Source organism: Mycobacterium gordonae (assembly GCF_001417955.2).
In the GTDB taxonomy this organism is placed as follows: domain Bacteria; phylum Actinomycetota; class Actinomycetes; order Mycobacteriales; family Mycobacteriaceae; genus Mycobacterium; species Mycobacterium gordonae_B.
Map to the genome: position 1 here is coordinate 1 of NZ_LKTM01000258.1, position 672 is coordinate 672.

Consider the following 672-nt stretch of genomic DNA (forward strand, 5'->3'; position numbering starts at 1 on the left):
AACCCGGTTGGCGAACCACCGCCGTGACCACCGGCGCCTCCCGTGCCGAACAATCCGCCAGCGCCACCTGCACCGCCAGTGCCGCCGGCAGAGCCGGTGACCGACGTCCCGCCGGTGCCCCCGACACCGCCGGTGCCGAACAGACCGGCGGCGCCTCCCGTGCCGCCGGTGCCCCCGATTCCGGACCCGCCGGTGCCGCCGGCCCCGCCGGTGCCGAATAGCAAACCACCGGCCCCACCGTTCCCGCCCGGGGCGGCATTGCTGTTGACCTTGCCGGGTCCACCGGCCCCGCCGTTGCCGAAAAGGCCTGCGGCGCCACCGTTCCCGCCGGCGGGATGAGCGGCGGTACCCGCCCCGCCCGCGCCGCCGTTGCCGATCAACAAGCCGCCGGCCTGGCCATCGGCGCCCGGGGCACCGTTGGCACCGTTTCCGATCAGCGGACGCCCCAGCAGCAACTGGGTCGGCAAGTTGATGACGTCGAGCAGCTGCTGCTCGAGGCTTTGCAGCGGCGTGGCGGCGGCCGCCTCGGCGACGGCGTACTGCCCCGCACTCGCGCTCAGAAGCTGGACGAACTGACTATGAAATGTGGCCGCTTGCTCGCTCAGTGCCTGGTAGCCCAGACCGTACTGGGTGAAAAGCGCAGCGACGGCCGCTGAGACCTCGTCGGCGCCG

Annotated in this window: 1 protein-coding gene; it reads right to left on the bottom strand. The window is 73.1% G+C overall.

What is annotated here, in order from left to right:
- On the bottom strand, nt 1-672 hold a 672-nt coding region (locus AO501_RS18715), incomplete at both ends, for a PE family protein (RefSeq protein WP_156452668.1).